Genomic DNA, 18,336 nt, shown 5'->3' with positions numbered 1-18,336 from the left:
TATCGCTGTCTCGCCATGCGCTGGCTGCAATTGGCGGCAATGTTGGGTAGTCTGCTGCTTTACTCGGTTGCATCGGCAACTGCGCAACCATCAAGCCCCCTGGAGCCAGTAGACTGCGTAGAGATGCAGTTGGGGAAGCGTACCTATTGCTTTCCAAAGGCGGCGCTCGAAATCTACCGGCGAGGCAAGCTGCGGCAGGACGTCGTTGTGATGTCGTTCATGATGCCGGACTTGAGATTACCGACGCCGGAAGATAATCGTCGCTTCTTTCTCGGTGAGAGGTCTCGAGGAAAAGAGACGACTACCATTGGTCTGACGGCAAACGGTCTACCAATCTCTTGGGATCAGGCGGTTCGCAATCGGATCAAAGGAGGCGGCCCTGTTCCCGTTGAGGTGCCTGGCCCTTTCGGCTTGGTCGAACTCGTGGGCGGGTTTCCGAGGTCCAACCCCTACGAAAGCGAGTTCGTTGCAGAGCGTGACGGGTTTCGTTTTACAATAAGTTGTGGCTTTGGAGGAGTTGACGGACGTCCTCATAGCCCGGGGCTTGTGCCGACGTGTCGATCGGAAATTCCTTTCCGTGATCTTAAAGTGATTCTTCGTTTTCCTGCAGGTCACCTCGATCAATGGAAGAAACTCCATGATGACGTGATCAGCAAAATCATTGCTTGGACCCGAGACTAATCTAGCGCCTATTCGGCGGCGGCGCGGGAGCCGAGGCCCAGGGTCTGCCACACGTCCTGCAGGGCCGCGACGAGCCGGGACATGTCGTCGTCGCCGTGCAGCGGCGTCGGCGTGAGGCGCAGGCGCTCGGTGCCGCGCGGCACGGTGGGATAGTTGATCGGCTGGACGTAGATCGCGTGGCGGTCGAGCAGCAGGTCGCTCGCCTGCTTGCAGAGCGCGGCATCGCCCACGAAGACCGGCACGATGTGCGTGGCCGAGGGCATCACTGGCAGGCCGGCCGCGGCGAGGCGGCGCTTCAGCGTGGTGGCGCGTTCCTGGTGGCGGACGCGCAGTTCCGGCTGGCTGCTGACCAGTCGGACGCTGGCCAGCGCCGCGGCGGCGATCGCGGGCGGCAGCGAGGTCGTGAAGATGAAACCCGAGCCGCAGGAGCGTACGAAGTCGACGGTGGCCGTCGTCGAGGCGATGTAGCCGCCGACCACGCCGAAGGCCTTGGCGAGCGTCGCCTGCACGATATCGACCTTGTCGAGCACGCCGTCGCGCTCGGCCACGCCCGCGCCGCGCGCGCCGTACATGCCCACGGCGTGGACCTCGTCGAGATAGGCGAGGGCGCCATGGCGATGGGCGACGTCGCAGATCTCGCCGATCGGCGACACGTCGCCGTCCATCGAATAGACCGACTCGAAGGCCACGATCTTCGGCGTCGCGGGATCGGCGGCGCTGAGAAGCTCTTCGAGATGCCGCGGATCGTTGTGCCGGAAGATACGGCGGGTGGCACCGGAGTGACGGATGCCCGCGATCATCGAAGCGTGATTGAAGGCGTCGGAATAGAGCTCGCAGCCCGGCAGCAGGGCGCCCAGCGTCTGCAGGGTCGTCTCGTTGGCGACATAGCCCGAGGTGAAGACGAGGGCGGCCTCCTTGCCATGAAGCGCGGCCAGTTCGCGTTCCAGCGCGGCATGCAGCGTGTTGGTGCCCGAGATGTTGCGCGTGCCGCCCGCGCCCGAACCTTGCGCGCCGATCGCGGCCTGCATCGCCTCGACCACGGCCGGATGCTGGCCCATGGCGAGATAGTCATTGCTGCACCAGACCGTGACGTCGCGCGGCGCTTCGCCCTCGCGATGGAGGCGGGCGCGCGGGAAGGCACCGACGATGCGTTCCAGTTCGGCGAAGACGCGATAGCGCCCCTCGTCGCGAAGGCGGCACAGATGGCCGTTGAAAAAGGCTTCGTAGTCCATGGGTAGGTGTCTCCCGCGCACTCACTCCAGGCGCAAGGCGCTTTTTGTCCGCAGTCACAATTGGTCGCGTTGACGTGCGTCAAACGAGAACGATTCGCAGCGACCGTCAGCGCAGCAGCGGAAGGAAGAGCGCGACGCTGAGGAAAAGCGAGACCGACAGAAGCGGAAGCGCGCCCAGCCAGCGCGTCTGCGCCGGCAGACCGTCCCAGTGGCGCAGCGTCGGTACGGCAGCGCAAAGGGCAAACAAAAACCCCAGCACCCAGAACAGCAGGGCGAGGGGCATTGCGACGTTCACTTGGTCGTCGGTGGCCGTCGAGATGCCGAAGCCCACGACGGCCGGCGGGATCGCGGCGGTGAACAGGGACACCGCCCAGATCGCGCGGGTACGGATTCGCTGGCCCGTTCCGAAGGGCGGCGGTCGAACGGCCGTCGCGCCGCCGCCTTCGGAACCGGCGCTCACGGTCAGCCCTTGAACAGGCCTTCCGACTTGAGGTCGGCCAGCGTGGCATCGAACGCCTGGCGCAGGCGGCCGAACAGGTCGCCGAGTTCGGTCTCGTTGATGACCAGCGGCGGGCAGATGGCGACGCGGTCGCCCATGTTGCGGATGAACAGGCCGCGCGCCACGGCGTGGTTGTAGACCCGCAGGCCGGCGGCGCCGGGCGCGCCGAGGTCGAACGGCGTCTTGGTCTTCTTGTCGGCGACGATCTCGATCGCGCCCATCATGCCGATGCTCATCGCCTCGCCGACCAGCGGGTGGTCGGCGAACGACTGCACGTGCTGGGTGAAGACCGGGCTCATGCGCTTGGCGTGACCGAACAGGTCGGTCTCGTCGTAGATCTTCTGCGCTTCGAGCGCGACGGCGGCAGCGACCGGATGGCCGGAGTAGGTGAAGCCGTGGCCCCAGGTGCCGATCTTGTCGCTCTCGCTCATCAGCGCCTGGTAGACCTTCTCGCTCACCATCACCGCCGAGATCGGCAGGAACGACGCCGACAGCGCCTTGGCGCAGGTCAGGATGTCGGGCTTGATGTTCATCGTCTGGCTGCCCCAGACATTGCCGGTGCGCCCGAAGCCGCAGATCACCTCGTCGGCGACGAACAGCATGTCGTACTTGCTGCAGACCGCCTGGATCTTCTCGTAGTAGCCCTTGGGCGGGACGATGACGCCGCCGGCGCCCATCACCGGCTCGCAGATCATCGCGGCGACCTGGTCGGCACCGCCTTCCTTGATGATCAGCGCCTCCAGTTCCTCGGCGCAGCGCGTGGCGAACTGCTCCTCGGTCTCGCCCTCGACGCCGAAGCGGTAGAAGTGCGGGCAGGTCGTGTGCAGCACGCCCTGGATGGGGAGGTCGAACGACCGATGGTTGGCCGGCAGGCCGGTGAGGCTCGCGGAGGCCACGGTGACGCCGTGATAGCCCTTGGTGCGCGAGATGATCTTCTTCTTCTGCGGACGGCCCAGCGCATTGTTCATGTACCACACCATCTTCACGACGGTGTCGTTGGCCTCGGAGCCGGAGTTCGCGAAGAACACCTTCGACATCTCGACGGGCGCCATCGACTTCAGCTTCTCCGCGAGGTTGATCGCGGGCTCATGGGAGCGCTGGTTGAAGGCGTGATAGAACGGCAGCTGCTTCATCTGCTCGTAGGCGACCGTCGCCAGCCGCTCGTTGCTGAAGCCCAGCGCCGCCGACCAGAGGCCGGCCATGCCCTCGATATACTCCTTGCCGTCGTCGTCCATGACGTAGACGCCGCGACCGCGCACGATGGTCAGGGGACCGGTCTGCTCGTGCTTCTTGAAGTTGGTGTAGGGGTGCAGATGGTGGGCGATGTCCCGCGAGGCGTTGGAATTGCCGCGGAAGCTGCGAGAAACGTCATTCATACCGGTACCCCTGAACTATGGTGACGCGCACGATAGCCCGCCCGAGGCCGAAGTACACTGTATCTGACCATGCAAATTTTTTGTGCAATTGACGACCTCAGAGCCGCGGTGCAATTTGTGTGAAATATCGCTGACGCAGGGCCGGCGGCCGGGGAGGCCCTCTTGCGCGTGCGAACGGGGACTATCGAAGGGGTTGTATTCATGCACTTCAAACTGCGGCATTCAGTGGCGCTGGCGGCGCTCGCCTGCGCCGGCTTCGCGTTCGCGCCGGCGGCCGACGCCAAGACGTTCAAGTGGGCCAATTCGGGCGACGTCAGCTCGATGGATCCCTACGCCCGCCAGGAGACGTTCCTCCTGACCTTCACCGCGAACATCTACGACCCGCTGGTCCGCCGCGACAAGGACCTGAAGCTCGAGCCGGCGCTGGCCACCAAGTGGGGCCAGACCAGCCCGACCGAGTGGTTCTTCGACCTGCGCCCGGACGTGAAGTTCAGCGACGGCACGCCGTTCACCGCCGACGACGTCATCTTCTCGATCAACCGCGCCAACGGCCCGGGTTCGAACGTCAACGGCAACTTCTCCTCGATGAAGGAGATCCGCAAGGTCAACGACCATCGCGTCGAGGTCACGACCAACGTTCCCGATCCGCTGCTCGCCGACAAGTGGGCGTCGATCTCGATCATGTCGAAGGCGTGGGCCGAGAAGAACAACGCCATGCAGCCGGCGGACATGATCAAGAACGAGGAGAACTTCGCGACCCGCAACGCCATGGGCACCGGCCCCTTCATGCTGAAGGAGCGCCGCGCCGGTGAGAAGACGGTCCTCGTCCCGAACCCGACCTGGTGGGACAAGCCGGTTCATAACCTGACCGAAGTGGTGTTCACGCCGGTTCCGAACGCTGCGACCCGCATCGCCGCGCTCAAGGCCGGCGACATCGACATGACCTACGAGGTCCCGCCGGCCGACACCGACAACCTCAAGAAGGACGCCAACATCAAGGTCCTGGAAGGGCCGGAGACGCGCGTCGTGTTCCTTGGCTTCGACCAGGAGCGCGACGAGCTGGTCGAGTCCAACGTCAAGGGCAAGAACCCCTTCAAGGACAAGCGTGTCCGTGAGGCGATGCACCGCTCGATCGACGTCGACGCGATCAAGCGCACCGTCATGCGCGGCCAGTCCTTCCCGACCAACCTGATGGTCGCGCCGGGCATCAACGGCTACACCAAGGATCTCGACAAGCGTCCGGCGCTGCTGAAGCCCGAGGAAGCCAAGAAGATGCTGGCCGACGCCGCCTATCCGAATGGTTTCGAGACCGGCATGGATTGCCCGAACGACCGGTACGTCAACGACGAGAAGATCTGCCAGGCCGTCGTGGCGATGCTCGCCAAGATCGGCATCAAGGTGAATCTGCGCGCCCAGACGCGCAATCTCTACTTCGCCAAGATCCTGCGCAGCACGGCGGACGGCAAGCCGAGCAACACCAGCTTCTACATGCTGGGCTGGTCGCCGGCGACGACCTACGACGTGCACAACGTCTTCGAGCAGATCATCCAGACGCCGGACGTGAAGGCCAAGAAGGGCCTCTATAACGCCGGCGGCTACTCGAACAAGAAGTTCGACGAGCTGTCGAACAAGGTCGAGGTCGAGACGGACAAGGCCAAGCGCGACGCGATGATCGCCGAGGCCACCAAGATCTACGTGGACGACTTCGCGTACATCCCGCTTCACCAGCAGGCGCTGGTCTGGGCCACCCGCAAGAACGTCGACCTGGTCCAGCCGGCCGACAACAGCTTCCCGCTGCGCTTCGTCAACCTGAAGTAGCTCCGGCAACCCAGGCCCGGCCCCGGCGCAGATACCCTGCGACCGGGGCCGGTTCCGTTATGGCGTCATTCCTGCTAGGGCTGCGCCAGGCCAAGAACAGCATATGCTCGCCTTCATCCTTCGACGACTTCTTCAATCGATCGCCGTCCTGCTGACGGTCGGTCTCGTGGCTTTTTCACTCTTTCGCTACGTCGGCGATCCGATCAATTCGATGGTCGGCCAGGACACGCCCGCCAGTGAACGCGAAGCGCTGCGCGAGCGGCTCGGCCTGAACGACGCGCCGCCGATCCAGTTCCTGCGCTTCATCGGCAATGCAGCCCAGGGCAAGTTCGGGCTCAGCTACCGGACTTCCGAGCCGGTCGGGCGGATGATCGTGGAGCGTCTGCCGGCCACCCTCGAACTCTCGTTCTGCGCCGCCGTCTTCGCCCTGTTCGTGGGCGTGCCGATGGGCGTCTATACCGGCCTCTATCCCAAGCACTGGTCGAGCCGGCTGATGCAGGCCGTCTCCCTCATAGGCATATCGCTGCCGACCTTCGTGATCGGCATCCTGCTGATCCTCGTCTTTGCGGTCTGGCTGCACTGGCTGCCATCCTTCGGGCGCGGCGAGACGGTGATGCTGTTCGGCTGGTGGCCCACCAACTTCCTGACCATCAAGGGCCTCCAGGCGCTGATCCTGCCCTCGATCACGCTGGGCCTGTTCCAGCTGACGCTGCTGATGCGACTGGTGCGCTCGGAGATGCTGGAGGTGATGCGCACCGACTACATCAAGTTCGCGCGGGCGAGGGGGCTCACCAACCGGGCGATCAATTTCGGCCATGCGCTCAAGAACACGCTGGTGCCGGTGATCACCGTGACCGGCCTGCAGCTGGGCGCCCTGATCGCCTTCGCGATTGTGACCGAAACGGTGTTCGCGTGGCCGGGCGTCGGCCAGCTCTTCATCCAGTCCGTGCAGTTCTCAGACATTCCCGTGATGGCCGCCTATCTGATGCTGATCGGTCTCCTGTTCGTGCTGATCAACCTCACGGTCGATCTTCTCTATTTCGTCGTCGATCCGCGCCTGCGCAGCCAGGGCGGGGCGGCGCGCGTGGCGGGGCATTGAGATGACCGACCGTTCGACCTCTCAGCCCGGCTGGCTGCACAGGGTGACCGACAGCGACATCTGGTGGAGCTTCAAGTCCTCATCGCTCACCGTCGTCGCCGCCATCGGCACGATCCTGATCATATTGATCGCCTTCCTCTCGCCGGTGCTGGCGCCGCACACGCCGTTCGATCCCGCGACGCTCAGCCTGAGCGACGGGCTGAAGCCGCCAGTGCTGCTGTCGCCCGACGGGGACTGGGCCTTCCCGCTCGGCACCGACGACCAGGGCAGGGACATCCTCTCCTCGATCATGTACGGCACGCGGCTCTCGCTGGTCGTCGGCTTCGCCTCGGTCGTCGTCGCCATGACGATCGGCATCGCGCTCGGCCTGCTCAGCGGCTACTTCGGCGGTGCCGTCGATGCGCTGATCATGCGCATCGCCGACGTGCAGCTCACCTTCCCGGCGATCCTGGTGGCGCTGCTGATCGACGGCATCGTGCGCAGCGTGATCTCGGTGCAGCGCCATGACGAGATTGCGGTCTTCGTGATCGTCGGCGCCATCGGCCTCAGCTTCTGGGTCCAGTATGCGCGCACCGTCCGCGGCTCCGTGATGGTCGAGAAGAACAAGGAATACGTCCAGGCGGCGCGGGTGATCGGCCTGTCGCCGCTGCTGATCATGGTGCGCCACGTCCTTCCCAACGTGACCGGGCCGGTGCTCGTGATCGCCACCATCAACCTGGGCCTCGCCATCATCACCGAGGCAACTTTGTCGTTCCTCGGGGTCGGCCTGCCGTCGACCGAGCCGTCGCTCGGCACGCTCATCCGGCTCGGTAACGACGTGCTGCAGTCGGGCGACTGGTGGATCACCGTGTTTCCGGCCGCCACGCTCGCGGCGCTCGTCCTGGCCGTCAACCTGCTGGGCGACTGGCTGCGCGACGCCCTCAATCCCAAACTGCGATAGTCACGACCGATGGCCGCCGCATCGAACAACCAGCCACTTCTCGAAGTCCGCAACCTGCGGGTCGAGTTTCCGACGCGCCGGGGCACCTTGCTCGCCGTGGACGACGTCTCCTTCGACATCGCGCCCGGCGAAGTGCTGGGCGTGGTGGGCGAGTCCGGCGCCGGCAAGTCGCTGACCGGCAATGCCATCATCGGCCTGCTGGAGCCGCCCGGCCGCGTGGCCGGCGGCGAAATCCGGCTGGAAGGGCGGCGGATCGACAACCTGCCCTACGAGGAGATGCGCAAGATTCGCGGCGCGCGCATCGGAGCGATCTTCCAGGATCCGCTGACCAGCCTCAATCCGCTCTATTCGGTGGGCCGCCAGCTCGTCGAGACGATCCAGACCCATAAGCCGCTGTCGGGCGCCCAGGCGCGCGCGCGCGCCGTCGAACTCCTGAAGGAAGTGGGCATTCCCGGCGCCGAGATGCGCATCGACCACTATCCGCATCAGTTTTCCGGCGGCATGCGTCAGCGGGTCGTAATCGCGCTGGCATTGTGCGCCGACCCGCGACTCATCGTGGCGGACGAGCCCACGACCGCGCTCGACGTGTCGATCCAGGCGCAGATCATTGCCCTGCTGAAGCGCCTGTGCCGCGAGCACGGCACGGCGGTGATGCTGGTGACGCACGACATGGGCGTGATCGCCGAGACCGCCGACCGGGTCGCCGTGATGTATGCCGGCCGGGTGGCCGAAATCGGCCCGGTGCGCGAGGTCGTGAAGCACGCCAAGCATCCCTACACGAAGGGCCTCATGGGCTCGATCCCGAGCCTCGGCGTGCGCACCGACCGGCTGACGCAGATCGACGGCGCCATGCCGCGTCTCACGGAAATTCCACCAGGCTGCGCCTTCAATCCGCGCTGCACCTTCAAGGGCCAGCGCTGTCTGGTCGAGCGACCCAACCTGATGCCGGCCGGCGCCACGCGGGCGGCCTGCTGGCTGCACGACGGTGGCGGCGTCGGCGCCCCCATCCTCAAGGAGACGGTCGATGCCTGACGGCGGCGCCGATTTTGTCCGTATCGCGGGGCTGAAGCGTCATTTCGACGTGTCGGCGCCGTGGCTGGTGCGCAAGCTCGAGGGCCGGCCGCGTCAGGTCGTGCAGGCGGTCGACGGGATCGACATCGAGATCGCCAAGGGCGAGACCTTCTCGCTGGTGGGCGAGTCGGGCTGCGGCAAGTCGACGGTCGCCCGCCTCGTCGTCGGCCTCTACCCGCCGACGGCCGGCCGCATCGAGTTCGACGGCAACGACATGTCGGGTCGCCACAGCCGCTCGGACATGGCCGCGCTGCGTCGGCGCATGCAGATGATCTTCCAGGATCCGTTCGCCAGCCTCAATCCGCGTTGGCGCGTGTTCGACATCATCGCCGAGCCGATCCGCGCCTTCGGCCTCTCGACCGGCAAGGCCGACCTGGAAGCGCGCGTCGGCGCGCTGCTGCGGCAGGTCAAATTGAACCCGGCCGACGGCCGCAAGTATCCGCACGAGTTCTCGGGGGGGCAGCGCCAGCGCATCTCGATCGCGCGCGCCCTCGCCAGCGAGCCGGAGTTCCTGGTGTGCGACGAGCCGACGTCGGCGCTGGACGTCTCGGTGCAGGCGCAGATCCTGAACCTGATGGTCGACCTGCAGCGACGCCTGCAGCTCACCTACCTGTTCATCAGCCACAACCTCGCGGTCGTCTATCACATCTCAACGCGGGTCGGCGTGATGTACCTCGGCCGCCTGGTCGAAGTGGCGCCGACCGACACGCTGTTCCGGCGGCCCAAGCATCCCTACACGCGCATGCTGCTCGACACGATCCCCGACCTCGAGATGACCGGCCGCCAGCGCAGCCCGGTCGGCGGCGAGGTGCCGAGCCCGATCAACCCGCCCTCCGGCTGCACCTTCCACCCGCGCTGTCCCTTCGCCAACGACCGCTGCAAGGCCGAGCGGCCAAAGGCGCTGCCGATCGAGGGCGGCACGGTCGCCTGCCACGCGATCGAGGAAGGCCGCCTGCCGATCGAGGACCGGACCTACGCACTGAACACCTGAAGTCGCCCGCGAGAAGGCGCTTCGTATCAGGCCTGATGTGCGTCGACGGATGCCGAGCGCGCTTGATCTGTGGCGGCGCTCGCTTACGATCCGGCGCAACATTTTCAACGGAGATTTCAGGATGCCGGTCATCAACCGCATTGCCTCGTTCCACAAGGACATGACCGCGTGGCGTCATGACATTCACAGCCACCCGGAGACGGCCTTCGAGGAAGTGCGGACGGCCGATGTGGTCGCCGCGAAGCTCGAGAGCTTCGGCATCGAGGTCCATCGCGGCCTCGCCAAGACCGGCGTCGTGGGCGTGCTGCGCTCGGGCACGTCCAATCGCGCGATCGGCCTGCGGGCCGACATGGATGCGCTCGACGTGCACGAGACCAACCAGTTCGATCACAAGTCGACGATCCCCGGCAAGATGCACGCCTGCGGCCATGACGGGCACACGGTGATGCTGCTGGGCGCCGCCAAGTACCTCGCCGAGACGAAGAACTTCGACGGCACCGTCTACTTCATCTTCCAGCCGGCCGAGGAGAACGAGGGCGGCGGGCGCGTGATGGTGGAAGAGGGACTGTTCGAGAAATTCCCGGTCGAGGGCGTCTACGGCATGCACAACATCCCGGGCATCCCGGTCGGCAAGTTCGCCGTCCGCCCCGGCCCGATGATGGCCGCCTACGACATCTTCGAGGTCGTGCTGAAGGGCGTCGGCGGCCACGGCGCCATGCCGCAGCACACGATCGATCCGGTCGTCGTCGGCGCGCACATCGTGACGGCGCTGCAGTCGATCGTCGCGCGCAACGTCGATCCGATGGACACCGCCGTCGTCTCGACGACGCAGATCCACGCCGGCGACGCCTGGAACGTGATCCCGCAGGAATGCGTGCTGCGCGGCACGGTCCGTACCTTCAAGAAGCCGGTGCAGGATCTGATCGAGAAGAACATCGAGAAGATCGCGCGCAACGTCGCCGCAGGCTTTGGCGCCGAGGTCGTGAAGTGGCGCTACGAGAAGCGCTATCCCGCGACTGTGAACAGCGTGCAGGAGACCGAGTTCGCCGCCCAGGCCGCAGCCTCGCTGGTCGGGCTCGAGAACGTGAACCGCAATCCGACGCCGGCCATGGGCTCCGAGGACTTCGCCTGGATGCTGCTCAAGAAGCCGGGCTGCTACATCTGGGTCGGCAACGGCGACGGCGTCGGCAGCTGCATGGTCCACAATCCGGGCTACGACTTCAACGACGAGATCCTGCCGCTCGGCGCCTCCTACTGGGCGACGCTGGTCGAGCAGCAGCTCGCTCGTCAGGCCCTGCCGCAGGCCGCGGAGTAACGCGAGGCTCCGATCCGCGCACGGTCGTGTCAGGCTCGCACCCCTACGCCAGTGCCCGCATCGCGCTGGCGACGATGCACGAGAAGGAGCGGGCGCTCGGGCCCGCCTTCCGCCGCGTGCTGGGCGCGGAGATCGTTGCCGTGCCGGAACTCGACACCGACACGCTCGGCACCTTCTCCGGAGAGGTCCCGAGGCCCGACGCGCTGGTGGAGACCTCGCTGCTGAAGGCCGAGATGGCTTTCCGGACCATGGACGTCGACTGCGCGGTCGCGAGCGAAGGGAGTTACGGGCCGATCGACCGGGTGCCGCTCAACCCCGGTGGGGTGGAGATCCTGGCCTTTATCGACCGCAAGCGCGGCATCCGGCTGGTGGACACGTTCCCCACGCATCATACGACCTGGAGACTGTCGCGCTTCCGGGCCGGCGATCCGGCGCGCCTCGCCGTCCTGCGCGCCATGGGCTTTCCGCGCTACGGCGTGTTCGTCGCCTGCAGCAGCGACATGGACCATCCGGTCAAGGGCCTCGCCACCGAGGAGCAGGTGATCGCCACCATGGACCGCGAGGCCGAGCGCTCCACGGAAGGGCTCGCCGTGCTCTATTCGGACATGCGCGCACACCGCAATCCAACCCGCATGAAGGTGCTGCGCGCGGCAGGCTGGCAGCTCGCGAAACGCCTGCAGTGTCTTTGCCCCAAGTGTCGCGCGCCGGGCTTCGGTCGCATCCAGTCGCGCCGCGGCCTGCCGTGCGAAGCCTGTGGCGATCCCACCCACTGGATCGACTTCGAGATCGACGGCTGCAACGCCTGCGGCCATGCCGAAGCGCGGCCGCGCAAGGACGGCCGTCGCACCGCGCCGAAGCTCTCCTGCAGGAGCTGTCGGGGGGCGTAGCAATGGAGCATGCCACTCCAGTGGCGCTTCAAGCTTTCATGATATGAGCGCCACAGGAGTGGCGCGCTCCAATGAAACTAAACCGCCAGGTCCGTCGCGAGGTGGAAGAGGCAGTCGCCGCGCTCGCAGCGGGCGGGGACGCGCTTGCAGAGGACGAGGCCGGCGCGCTTGAACGTCACCACCTCGGGTTCACGCCAGGGCGTGTGGTGGAAGTGGATGCGGCCGGCCGGCTGGTCGGCCTTCACCTCGTCGCCGAGCTCGACCAGCGGCTCGAACAGGCCGCCGTCCGTCGCATAGACGTAGTAGTCGTCGCCACCGATCTCGGTGAAGCGCGTCGCGGTCGGCGCCGGCACCGAGCCCTGCAGCAGGCCGACATGGGCCAGGACGCGGCGCATGCCGTCTTCGGCCACCTTGAGCGAACCGGGCGTCACCAGACCGCCACCGCCCAGTTCGGTGCCCATGCCAACCACGCCCTGGCGATAGGAGGCCGAGGTGAAGGTGCGACCGCCGCCCTGCGGGGCGGCCGAGACGTAGCTCACCGGCGCACCGAAGGCCTTGAGCAGGCCCATGACCTTCTCCATGCGGGCGGCGTCCTGATGGCGCGGTGCGAGCGCACTCGGGATGTAGGTGAGCGAGCTGCCGCCGGAATGGAAGTCGAAGGCGTAGTCGAAGCCCGGCAGCAGCGCATGCTCGATCCAGTAGGCGATCTGCTGCGTGATCGTGCCCTCGGCGTCGCCGGGAAAGGAGCGGTTCAAGTTGCCCTCATCGATGGGCGAGGTGCGGCGTCCCTCCATGGCGGCCGGGAAGTTGGCCGAGGGCAGGATCACCAGGCGGCCCTTGATGTCCTTGGGTGAGAGGGCACGGATCAGGTTGCCGAGGCCAATCTGGCCCTCCCACTCATCGCCATGGTTGCCGGCCTGCATCAGTACGTTCGGGCCGTCGCCGTTCTTGATGCGCACGATGGGGATGGGGATCCAGCCATAGGCCGAGCGGTGCACCGAATGCGGCACGCGCACGAAGCCCGTGGCCTTGCCCTCGGCATTGAGGTCGATGTCCAGCGTGAGGCGGCTCATCGCGGTGAATTCGGTCGATTTCAACGTTGCGTCGGTCATCAGCGTCTCTCGCTTCTGGGATCGAGGGCATCCTGCAGTCCATCGCCCAGGAAGTTGAAGGCGATCACGGTCAGGAAGATCAGCAGGCCCGGCCACAGGGCCAGCACAGGGGCCTCCTGCAGCAGTTCCTGAGCACCGGTCAGCATGTTGCCCCAGCTCGCGGCCGGCGGCTGGATGCCGAGGCCGAGGAACGACAGGGTCGATTCGAACAGGATCAGCGTGCCGACCGACATGGTGGTGGCGACGACCAGCGTGCCGGCCGTATTGGGCAGGATGTGGCGGAACATGATGCGGCCGGGCCGTGCGCCCAGCGCCACGGCCGCGCGGGTGAAATCCCGTGCCTTCAGCGATAGGGTCTCGGCGCGCACCAGCCGCGCAACGGTGGTCCAGCCGGTGAGGGCCACGATCACCACGATTCGATAGAGCGAGAACATCTCCGATTGGGCGATCTCCGCCGGCACGCCCAGCTTCCGGGGATCGACGGCGGCGAGCACGATCAGGAGCGGAAGCAGCGGCAGGGAGATCACGCCGTCGGTCAGGCGCATCAGGAACGCGTCGAGCCGCCCGCCGAGATATCCCGCCAGCACGCCGATGAAGGCGCCGAGGATCGCCGACAGGACCGCGCCGGAAATGCCGACCAGCAGCGAGACCCTGCCGCCGTCGAGCAGGCGCTGGAAGAGATCGCGCCCGAGATCGTCGGTCCCCAGCCAGTGCTGGGCGGAGGGCCCTTCGAAGCGGCGGAAGAGATCTGTCTCGGTCGGATCGATGCCGCGCAGGTTGGCGATCAGGGGGGCGGCCACGGCCAGCACCAGGAGGATTCCGAGAAAGGCCAGGGAGAGCCAGGCGAGCCGGTGGCGCAGCATGCGCCGCCACGCGGTCGGCTGGAGGGTCGCGGCCGTCATGACCTGGCATCCGCGAGGGAGACGCGCGGGTCGACCCAGGCATAGGCCAGGTCGGCCAGCAGGTTGCCGCCAATGGTGGCGGCCGTTGCCACCAGCAGGCCGACGAGGGCGAGGTTGTAGTCGTTCTCGAGAATGGCCTGGTAGATCGCCTTGCCCATGCCGGGCCAGGCGAACATCGTCTCTGTAATCAGCGCGCCCGAGACGAGGCCGCCGAAGGAGAGGGCGAGGATCGTCAGCACCGGGGACAGCGCATTGGCGAAGGCGTGGCGCCACAGGACGACGCGCTCGGACGCGCCCTTGGCCCGCGCCGTCCGCACATAATCCTGCCGTAGAGCCTCGATCATCGCGCCGCGCATGAAGCGGGTATAGCCACCGAGCTGGACGAGGGTCAGCGTCAGCACGGGCAAAGCGAGGTGGCGTAGCTGCTCGGCCAGGGCGGTGGTCCAGGACGTGCCAGCCCGTATATCGGCCATGCCGCCGGCCGGCAGCCATCCCAGCTTCACGGCGAAGAGGGTGATCAGCAGCAGCGCCAGCCAGAAGGGCGGCGCCGAGATGCCCCCGAAGCACAGGAGGTTGATCAGGTAGTCGGCCCGGCTGCGCGGATGGGCGGCCGCCCACATGCCGAGCGGCAGGGCGATCGCCACCGAGATGACGAAGGCGATACCGGCCAGCAGCAGTGTATTGAGAAGGCGCGGCCAAAGCACGGTCAGCACCGGCTGGCCGAAGGAGCGGGAGTAGCCGAAATTGCCCTGCAGGGCCTGCAGCAGCCAGGCGAGGTATCGCTCGAGCAGCGGCTTGTCGAGGCCATAGGCGGCGCGCAGGCGGGCGGCATCGGCGCTGGTCATCGTCGGATCGCCCGAGATCATCATGTCGATCGGATCACCCGGCATGAGGCCGATCAGCAGGTAGACGACCAGACTCATCAGCAGGAGGGTGACGACGGTCTGGACGGCGCGCGCGACGAAGTAGCGGCTCATGTCCTCGTCCCGCCGGGACGAGACGCGAGAGGTCCTTCGCTGCGCCCAGGATGACAATTTTTCTGTGGTTGGCGCAGTGCGTCGGTGCAGAAACCGTTGTCATCCTGAGCGCAGCGAAGGACCCTTCCGTGCCGCGCGATTGGCCTATTCATCTGAGGAGAGCGCCATCTAGTTCTCCCAGCGCCATTGCTCGACCCAGAGGGTCGAGCTGTTGAGCGTGCCGGTCGGCGTCACGCCCTTGAGCGGCTTCGGGATCACGAACGGGTCGACCCGGAAGAACAGTGGCAGGGACGGCAGGTCGTCGGCCGCCAGTTTCTGAATCTCGGCGAACAGCACACGGCGCTTGACGACGTCAAGTTCGCGCTCGGCGGCATCGAGGGCCGCGTCCATCTCAGGATTTGCGTAGCCCGGGTAGTTCTGCCCGCTCCAGCCGTTGGCGGCCGAGGGGATTTCCTTCGAATGCAGCGACGAGCGCGGCACGCCTTCCGGCCGCTGCACCCAGGCATACATGCCCAGCCCGCCATAGGTCCGCTTGCCCATGGCGTCGAAGAAGATGCGCGGCGGCTCGGCCTTGAGGCGCACCTCGATGCCGACCTGGCGAAGCTGGCTCTGGATCACCTGCGCCACCAGTTCGCGCACCCTGTTGCCGGCGGTCGTGCCGAGTTCGACGGAGAGGCGTTCGCCGGCTGCGTTCTGGCGCACATTGTTGCGGAGGGTCGAGAAGCCCGCCTCGTCGAGCAGCTTGCGGGCGGCCGCAGGGTCGTATCCGTACTGGCGGGCGGCGGGGCTGAACATCGGGTCGAGTTCGCTGATCCCGCCATGGGCGATCGGCTGTTTGCCCTCGAACAGCTTCTCCGAAATGGCCTTGCGATCGATCGCCAGCAGCATCGCCTGCCGGACGCGCCGGTCGGCCAGGAGCTTGTTGTCGAGGTTGACGTCGATGTGCTCCCAGATCAGCGCCGGCTTGTAGATGACGTCGTACTTGTCCTTGTGGCGCTTCTCGAAGGCGATGGCCTGGTCGAGCGACAAGCCGAGTTCACCCAGCACATAGTCGACACTGCCCGACTGCAGATTGGCCTCCAGCGCCGCGGTGTTCTCGATGATTCGGACGGTGATGCGCTTGAAATAGGGCTTCTGGCCGGTCCAGGTCGGGTTCTGTTCGAGGACCACCCGGCTGCCCGGCACGATCTCGGTGAGACGGTAGGGGCCGAAGCCGAGCCCAGGGTTGGTCGATTGCGTGTCGTAGGCGGTCTTGTTGCGATACTCGGCCGGGTTGGCGTCGAAGATCGGCTTCTCGATATGAGCCGGGAGGAGCTGCAGGGCGATGCTGTTGTAATCGAAGGTGACGCGGTCGATCGTCATGGTGAAACGACGGTCGTCCTTCACGTCGAGCTTGATGATCCGCTTGTAACCCTCTGAGGAAGCAACCCCTGACAGCGGGTGCTGCCCGACCTCCAGAGTGAAGGCCACGTCCTTGGCCGAGACGGGGGTGCCGTCGCCCCAGCGCATGTCGCGGAGTTCGACGTCGATCTCCATCCCTTTCTTGCCATCGGCAAGATCGATCACCCGGGCCTTGCCGTTCTCGATCGTGGGCAATTCAGTGCAGACTAGGCACACCAGCTTCCAGTCGGCGTCGTAGGCCGTCACCGGCCGCGCCGTCATGTTGGCGATCAGCGACTTGGCCAGCATGGAGCTGATGATCGGGTTCCAGGTCCCCGGCATCTGCGTCATGGCGACGACGAGCTCGTCCTTGGCCTGCGCCATGACGGCGGCAGGAGAGGCGAGGGCGCCAAGCGCCAGGAGGGTCGAGAGGAGGCGGCGGATCATGTCCGCCGCACCGTAGCAAAGTGCCGGCTAGCGGCCCAGCGCGCGCGAGGGCGGGCGGCCGCCATGGCTGGCCGACCACTTCTCCGGCGCCTCGAGGAAGGCGCGGGTCTCGGTCAGGCCCATCTCGTCGAAGTATTTGTGCTTTTCGGCGGCTTCCAGCGCGTCCCACCAGGTGGCTAGCGCATGCAGCTTCACGCCGGCCGCGGCCAGCATCTCGATGCTCTGCGGGAAGATCCCGTAGTGGAAGACCACGAAACAGTCGGTGACCTTGGCCTCGGCCTTCTTCAGCGCCTCGATGAAGACCAGCTTGCTGCCGCCATCGGTCGCGAGGTCCTCGACCAGCAGGACGCGTTTGCCGGGCTTCAGTTCACCCTCGATCTGCGCCATGCGGCCGAAGCCCTTGGGCTGCTTGCGAACGTAGATCATCGGCTTCTTGGAGAGGGCCGCCAGGAAGGCAGCGAACGGGATGCCCGCGGTCTCGCCGCCGGCCACGACGTCGATCTTGTTCCAGCCGATCGCCTTCTCGATCGCCTTGTGGGCGTGGGCCATGATCTTGGCCCGCGCTTCCGGGAAGGAAATGATCTTGCGGCAGTCGATGTAGACCGGGCTCGCGCGGCCCGAGGTGAAGATATACGGGTTCTCCGGCCGGCAATGGATGGCCTCGATCTCCAGCAGGAGACGGGCGGTGTCCCGCGCTTCGGGTGTGCCGCTGGCGCGCGGGTCTGTCGTGCCGCTGGTACGCGCTTCCTTCGGACCGCTGGTACGGCCGGAATTCGCTTTTGTGGTCAACTTCTTAGCGGCCTTGGTTGCAGGCGCGGTTGCAGTCGACTTGACCTTCTTCTTCGTCGCCATGCTGCTCTTTCCCCCACGCCGCTTGCGACAAAATGACGGCCGTGTGTTTAGCGTCCATGCACCCGACCGGCAAGGGCGGCGCGGGCATTCTGGCGACAAGAAGGCGAAAATTTAGTCAGTTTCGGGGTGAAACTTGTGCTTGGTGACTGCAACGGGCAGGCGCCAGCCCCGGTAGATCGACATCAGTCGGAGGAAAAGGCAGATGCCGGCACCCGCCAGCGCGGTCGGGAACATGGGCCAGCCGGCCCAGAACCCCACGGAGATCGTGCCCGCACCCGCCAGGGCGGCCACGGCGTAGAGTTCGGAACGCAGGACCGTCGGAACCTGAAGGGTGAGGAGGTCTCGCGCCACGCCGCCGCCGATGCAGGTCACCGTGCCAAGCATGGCCGCCATCAGGGGGCTGAGCCCGTAGAGCAAGGCCTTCTCGGTGCCGGTGACGGCAAACAGGCAGAGGCCGGCGGCGTCGAACAGGAGAACCGGCGTGCGCAGCCGGTCGATTACGTCCGATGCGAAGAACCCCAGCACCCCGGCCGCGGCCGTCGCCGCGAGATAGCGCCAGTCCACGATGGCCGCGGGCGGTACGGCCCCGATCAGGAGGTCGCGCGCCAGGCCGCCGGCGACCCCGGCCAGCCAGGCGAGGACCAGTACCCCGAACAGATCCAGCTGCTTGCGCACCCCGCGTGTGGCGCCGCTGATGGCGAACACGAAGGTAGCGACCAGGTCCATTGCGTCGAAGAGCATGCCGGGACTCTACAGC

At 66.2% G+C, this 18,336-nt stretch carries 17 protein-coding genes; 8 read left to right on the top strand and 9 right to left on the bottom strand.

Annotated features, from left to right (window positions below; genetic code table 11):
- Positions 1-15 precede the first annotated feature (15 nt).
- A complete protein-coding gene (locus tag ACP15H_RS11690) occupies positions 16-681 on the top strand; it encodes a hypothetical protein (RefSeq protein WP_425066354.1) in 666 nt (221 codons plus the stop codon).
- Between the two features lie 8 nt (positions 682-689).
- Here ACP15H_RS11690 and hemA read toward each other — a convergent pair whose 3' ends face one another.
- The 3 genes from hemA to ACP15H_RS11675 form a co-directional block, all read right to left on the bottom strand.
- Entirely contained in the window at positions 690-1,913 is a 1,224-nt protein-coding gene (gene hemA / locus ACP15H_RS11685) for a 5-aminolevulinate synthase (protein WP_425066353.1), read from the bottom strand.
- A gap of 106 nt (positions 1,914-2,019) precedes the next feature.
- Positions 2,020-2,373, bottom strand: coding sequence for a hypothetical protein (locus tag ACP15H_RS11680; RefSeq protein WP_425066352.1), 354 nt, complete (start codon positions 2,371-2,373; stop codon positions 2,020-2,022).
- A 2-nt stretch (positions 2,374-2,375) separates the two neighbouring features.
- Positions 2,376-3,788 (bottom strand): aspartate aminotransferase family protein, encoded by a 1,413-nt coding sequence (locus tag ACP15H_RS11675; protein WP_425066351.1) that lies wholly within the window; start codon positions 3,786-3,788, stop codon positions 2,376-2,378.
- 201 nt (positions 3,789-3,989) lie between these two features.
- On the opposite strand from ACP15H_RS11675, the gene ACP15H_RS11670 reads away from it, so the two are divergent.
- From ACP15H_RS11670 to ACP15H_RS11640, 7 genes are all read left to right on the top strand, one after another.
- Positions 3,990-5,606, top strand: a complete 1,617-nt coding sequence (locus ACP15H_RS11670) for an ABC transporter substrate-binding protein (protein ID WP_425066350.1) — start codon at positions 3,990-3,992, stop codon at positions 5,604-5,606.
- Between the two features lie 103 nt (positions 5,607-5,709).
- A complete protein-coding gene (locus ACP15H_RS11665) occupies positions 5,710-6,705 on the top strand; it encodes an ABC transporter permease (protein WP_425066349.1) in 996 nt (331 codons plus the stop codon).
- Between the two features lies 1 nt (position 6,706).
- Positions 6,707-7,645 (top strand): ABC transporter permease, encoded by a 939-nt coding sequence (locus tag ACP15H_RS11660; protein WP_425066348.1) that lies wholly within the window; start codon positions 6,707-6,709, stop codon positions 7,643-7,645.
- Between the two features lie 9 nt (positions 7,646-7,654).
- Entirely contained in the window at positions 7,655-8,677 is a 1,023-nt protein-coding gene (locus tag ACP15H_RS11655; protein WP_425066347.1) for an ABC transporter ATP-binding protein, read from the top strand.
- The gene (locus ACP15H_RS11650) at positions 8,670-9,707 is read left to right on the top strand and encodes an ABC transporter ATP-binding protein (RefSeq protein WP_425066346.1); all 1,038 of its coding nucleotides are present in this window, start codon (positions 8,670-8,672) and stop codon (positions 9,705-9,707) included. The genes ACP15H_RS11655 and ACP15H_RS11650 overlap by 8 nt, the downstream gene beginning before the upstream one ends.
- 121 nt (positions 9,708-9,828) lie before the next feature.
- Positions 9,829-11,022, top strand: coding sequence for a M20 aminoacylase family protein (locus tag ACP15H_RS11645; RefSeq protein ID WP_425066345.1), 1,194 nt, complete (start codon positions 9,829-9,831; stop codon positions 11,020-11,022).
- A gap of 26 nt (positions 11,023-11,048) precedes the next feature.
- Positions 11,049-11,909 carry a DUF6671 family protein gene (locus ACP15H_RS11640; RefSeq protein ID WP_425066344.1) on the top strand — a complete coding sequence of 287 codons (861 nt, stop codon included), beginning with the start codon at positions 11,049-11,051 and terminating at the stop codon, positions 11,907-11,909.
- A gap of 77 nt (positions 11,910-11,986) precedes the next feature.
- Here the strand turns inward: ACP15H_RS11640 and ACP15H_RS11635 are convergent, their stop codons facing one another.
- The 6 genes from ACP15H_RS11635 to ACP15H_RS11610 all read right to left on the bottom strand — a co-directional run bounded on the left by ACP15H_RS11635 (position 11,987) and on the right by ACP15H_RS11610 (position 18,320).
- Positions 11,987-13,021 (bottom strand): succinylglutamate desuccinylase/aspartoacylase family protein, encoded by a 1,035-nt coding sequence (locus ACP15H_RS11635; RefSeq protein WP_425066343.1) that lies wholly within the window; start codon positions 13,019-13,021, stop codon positions 11,987-11,989.
- Positions 13,021-13,923, bottom strand: a complete 903-nt coding sequence (locus tag ACP15H_RS11630) for an ABC transporter permease (RefSeq protein ID WP_425066342.1) — start codon at positions 13,921-13,923, stop codon at positions 13,021-13,023. Before ACP15H_RS11630 ends, ACP15H_RS11635 begins: the two co-directional genes overlap by 1 nt.
- The gene (locus ACP15H_RS11625) at positions 13,920-14,900 is read right to left on the bottom strand and encodes an ABC transporter permease (RefSeq protein ID WP_425066341.1); all 981 of its coding nucleotides are present in this window, start codon (positions 14,898-14,900) and stop codon (positions 13,920-13,922) included. The genes ACP15H_RS11630 and ACP15H_RS11625 overlap by 4 nt, the downstream gene beginning before the upstream one ends.
- Positions 14,901-15,068: 168 nt before the next feature.
- On the bottom strand, positions 15,069-16,727 hold the full coding sequence (locus ACP15H_RS11620; RefSeq protein ID WP_425066340.1) for a peptide ABC transporter substrate-binding protein: 1,659 nt from the start codon (positions 16,725-16,727) through the stop codon (positions 15,069-15,071).
- A 27-nt stretch (positions 16,728-16,754) separates the two neighbouring features.
- Positions 16,755-17,579, bottom strand: a complete 825-nt coding sequence (locus tag ACP15H_RS11615; RefSeq protein WP_425066339.1) for an orotate phosphoribosyltransferase — start codon at positions 17,577-17,579, stop codon at positions 16,755-16,757.
- Positions 17,580-17,690: 111 nt separating this feature from the next.
- Entirely contained in the window at positions 17,691-18,320 is a 630-nt protein-coding gene (locus tag ACP15H_RS11610) for a trimeric intracellular cation channel family protein (protein WP_425066338.1), read from the bottom strand.
- Between the last annotated feature and the right edge of the window lie 16 nt (positions 18,321-18,336).

The organism is Reyranella sp. (genome assembly GCF_965249915.1).
Lineage (GTDB): Bacteria > Pseudomonadota > Alphaproteobacteria > Reyranellales > Reyranellaceae > Reyranella.
This window is presented reverse-complemented; position numbering and strand designations above follow the sequence as displayed.